This is a genomic window from Bacillus sp. FG16 (genome assembly GCF_057809515.1).
In genome coordinates this window covers 1-3,774 of the sequence record NZ_JBMDKC010000191.1, presented here as the reverse complement: position 1 = coordinate 3,774, position 3,774 = coordinate 1, and the positions used below count along the sequence as shown (strand labels likewise).

4 protein-coding genes and 1 pseudogene are annotated in these 3,774 nt (G+C 35.0%); 2 read left to right on the top strand and 3 right to left on the bottom strand.

From position 1 onward, the window contains the following. Positions 1-183 precede the first annotated feature (183 nt). Positions 184-362 (bottom strand): annotated as a pseudogene (locus tag ACODS7_RS31270) (IS6 family transposase); the annotation flags it as partial. A 157-nt stretch (positions 363-519) separates the two neighbouring features. On the opposite strand from ACODS7_RS31270, the gene ACODS7_RS31265 reads away from it, so the two are divergent. Then, positions 520-1,335, top strand: coding sequence for a 5'-nucleotidase, lipoprotein e(P4) family (locus ACODS7_RS31265; RefSeq protein ID WP_488828453.1), 816 nt, complete (start codon positions 520-522; stop codon positions 1,333-1,335). A 536-nt stretch (positions 1,336-1,871) separates the two neighbouring features. Here the strand turns inward: ACODS7_RS31265 and ACODS7_RS31260 are convergent. Beyond that, complete coding sequence (locus ACODS7_RS31260; RefSeq protein ID WP_336457624.1) at positions 1,872-2,219, bottom strand: hypothetical protein; 348 nt, start codon at positions 2,217-2,219, stop codon at positions 1,872-1,874. A gap of 358 nt (positions 2,220-2,577) precedes the next feature. Here ACODS7_RS31260 and ACODS7_RS31255 point away from each other — a divergent pair, with 358 nt between their 5' ends. Further along, positions 2,578-3,129 (top strand): hypothetical protein, encoded by a 552-nt coding sequence (locus ACODS7_RS31255; protein WP_488828451.1) that lies wholly within the window; start codon positions 2,578-2,580, stop codon positions 3,127-3,129. Between the two features lie 180 nt (positions 3,130-3,309). Here the strand turns inward: ACODS7_RS31255 and ACODS7_RS31250 are convergent, their stop codons facing one another. After that, complete coding sequence (locus ACODS7_RS31250) at positions 3,310-3,639, bottom strand: hypothetical protein (protein ID WP_488828450.1); 330 nt, start codon at positions 3,637-3,639, stop codon at positions 3,310-3,312. Between the last annotated feature and the right edge of the window lie 135 nt (positions 3,640-3,774).

Here is a 3,774-nt window from a genome sequence, read left to right as displayed (position 1 = left end):
TTCTTTTTTCACAATGAATTTTCATTTTTTTCATATTCATTTGTAGTAGAATATATCTTATAAAAAATCTATATCCATACCGAACCAATCTATTTATCAACGAATCGTACAATTATTTTCGGTTCTGGTGCAAATAAAGGATACATTCCAAAGAGGAATGGAGATTCCAATTGGAATCGTTCTTTACGCTGTTAAACCAAATAATTGATAAATGAATTGTTTTTGATTTTGAACAGACCGCTCCCGTAAATCAATCTGTTCTTTTTTATCATATGCATGGGCTTCTACTCCTGCAAAAATCATGTAGCTGCACGAAAAGATGTAAGTCCTAACATAGAGCGTATACGTTTTTTTATAGATCGTATTCTTTATTCACAAGATAAATAAATGCGACACTCCCACCATTACAAAGGTGGAATATCAACTATGCATACACCCTATAGTATTGTATTTTTCATGGGACTCTTGTATTGTAAGCGCATGCCAAATAAATTTTATACATCTAGGAGCGTGAAAAATATGAATCGGCTTTTAAAATCTAGCATTGGACTTTCTCTGTTCTCCTTTTCCTTGATAGGATGCCAAAACCCAGAGGCACAACCAAAACCAGTATCACCATTAACAGAACAACAGGTTATGGCAGATGCCTGGTATCAAACAGCAGGAGAAGTCAAAGCACTGTATCATCAAGGGTACAATATTGGTAAAACAAAATTAGATATGGCACTTGCCAAAGGTACAGAGAAAAAACCTGCCATCGTTTTAGATTTAGATGAAACGGTCGTGGATAATAGTCCTTATCAGGCCATGACAGTCAAAACAGGGAAAGGTTATCCCTATAAATGGGAGGAATGGATTCAACAAGCAAATGCCGAAGCCTTACCTGGTGCGGTTTCCTTTTTACAATACGCGAATGAAAAAGGTGTAGCGATTTACTACATTTCCAATCGTAAACAAAATCAGTTAGATGCCACTTTACAAAACTTACAGAAACTGAATATTCCACAAGCTAATAAGGAGCATGTCTTATTACAAGGAAAAGATGAAAAAGGAAAGGAAGAGCGGAGAAAAAAAGTTGTGACAGAACATGATATTGTTCTATTTTTTGGAGATAATTTATCTGATTTTACAGGATTTGATGAGAAATCTGTACTAGATAGAAATCAAGCGGTTGAAGAGATGCACGAAGCATTTGGAGAAAAATGTATTGTGTTCCCGAATCCCATGTATGGAGATTGGGAAGCTGCTTTATATCAATACGACTTTAAAAAGTCCGATGCTGAAAAAGAAAAGCTCCGTAAAGAGGCATTGCGTGTATTTGAAAATACAAAATAACAGCAGCTTGAAGGTCAGTAGAAGCTAGTTTATTATTATATTCTCGTGGTACCTCTACTACACTTCAGAGATTCTCCGTTACAATTTGCAAAATTTGACGAAGACATACAAACCATCAAGGGAATTCCCTTGATAGACAGATGTTGCTAGCACGCATATAGGAAGTGCGCCATACGAATTTCTATTTGAAACACCACTGATGTGGTGTTTATTTTTCATAAAAAATAGTAGTGCGAACCAATACCTTAGTCTGCACTACTAATCTTTATATTTATTTTTTATCCGTGTTGACATAAAAAAGAGGCCTGTTTTCAAACAGACATCTTTTCCTTTACTACTTTTATAAACCGGTGAACTACATCACTGCTTTTAATAATTGTGCTACTAATGGAGCAATTCCCCCAATGAATGTTAAGACTGCGATTGCAATTGACATCCCTCATTCCTCCCCTTTGCAACTTTTACTTCTTGCTATATTTGCTTCATCATACACAATGATGAAGTATTTGTCATATGCAATTTTGCATATTTCAATTCTATATCTTCTGAGCTGCATGATACATCACATCGGAAGGTACAAAGATTACTTTCGTTGCAGATATATGTTTGATTCTCCATCCTTTAATCGTAAGCTCATTCGCATGTTCAAGCGTATCTCCACTCTTTTCAATTTGCTTCATCAAAGCTTCCCATTGCTTTGGCAAAAGCAAAACCAATGCATGGATGGAAACGGGTATTTGATTGACATATACGGTTTGCCAAGATGAATGATAAAATTCTAGCGCAAATTCATAGGTATCATCTTGTGGCAAATAGCGTATATGCGAAGGTTTTCCTTCAACGATGACTTGTGTCCCTAGCATTCTTTTTGTCATTCCATTCATATCCTACACCTAATTTCTATTTTCTTTCATTCTATCGAATAAAACCTATGTATGCCGTAAACAAATACGAGTAACCCTATCTGTTCATCCATACATGGGGACTTTTTGTCAGAAAGAAAAAGAGGTATCACCCTAAACCTTAGGAACGATACCTCTTTTACAATACCAAAAAGATACTGGTAGAAGATGAATGACAAGGTGTTTGTTACACAGAAGAGACTTGTCACTGTAAAAAGTATAACATAGAATCTTTTCAAGAATCCTCAAAATAATGATGGTCTATCCCATTCTTTTCAAAGGAAATCATTCTTTCCTATAGAATCTATACACCATACCATGTTTAGAGGAGTGATTTTCATTGACAGAAACAATAAAAATTGAAGAATTAAACACGGTTTTGCCATTAGCTTCTTTAGAAGCGCTGCCTGCTGAAGATCAAAAAATACGCCTACAATATTGGAAAGAGCACTTTTCAATCAAAGAAATTTTAGAAGGATTAGGAACCTATAAAAATAAACTCTACGATTTGTATAAAAAGCATGAAATTACGACCCAAGGGACCATACAAGCAAAACGAAAAGGTAAAGAAAAAACTACTTCTAAAGAAGATATACCTACTGAGTTGCAATATACTCCTTCTACTGAACCAGTTCAAACGCAAACACTTCCGCCAACCATTCCGATGCAAGATGTACCCGTAATTGTAGAACCTGAACCTGCAACGCTTCCATTAGAACCTATAGAACAGATAGAGGCCTCTATCCCAGAATCTTTTCATATCCACTATGCAGGGCGAAAATCGAAACAGAAAGTCATTCATCAGTTACAGGTCCTCGCTACTTTGTTAGAAGAAGAATCACATGAGCAATTCCAGTTCTCGATTCAAATTGAAACAATATGTTTGAAATAAAAACAGACACAGAACACAAACATCTATAATTTTCTTAATCCTTTGTATAAAGTGCAGTTTGTATGAGAAAACTGTTAATCATCCATGATATATTTCCATTTTGAGTAGCCATTATTAGCTACTCTTTTTATTACGTACTGTTCACTTACAACACTTTTTCAAATGAGATGTCGCTCTATATTAGGATACAGAATATTTTTGTATCGTTTCTAGGACAGCTGCCACAATGCTTTGCATATGTTGATGCAATTCCGTTGTTTTTAGCAACAATTTTTCCCTTTTATATGGTTTCATGTCCCGCATCATTTCTACAGAAAGTTTTTTTATTTCTTGATATGATTCTGAACGTTCAAATACTACTGTCTCTGTATATGCTATCTTAGGAAATGGATTCCGCTGTTCCTGTTTCTTGCTCTCCCATTGCTGAAATACATAATGAATCCATAGCTTGATTTCTTCTTGCATGAGCATAATTTTCTGTATTTGCTCTTCTTTTTTATTTCCCCTCATTACAGTTCACTCCATTCTATTTTCACATCAAAAAACCTCTGTTATGAAGTGACCTTTGTCAATAGTTTTTTACCCATAATATTTTTTCTTGATGGCATACATAAACTTCAGAAATAAGATCTATCGACAGTTAAC

Bases quoted from the DNA above. Each gene is read 5' to 3' on its own strand.
- ACODS7_RS31265 (WP_488828453.1), top strand. From the start codon at position 520: ATGAATCGGCTTTTAAAATCTAGCATTGGACTTTCTCTGTTCTCCTTT.
- ACODS7_RS31260 (WP_336457624.1), bottom strand. From the start codon at position 2,219: ATGAATGGAATGACAAAAAGAATGCTAGGGACACAAGTCATCGTTGAA.
- ACODS7_RS31250 (WP_488828450.1), bottom strand. From the start codon at position 3,639: ATGAGGGGAAATAAAAAAGAAGAGCAAATACAGAAAATTATGCTCATG.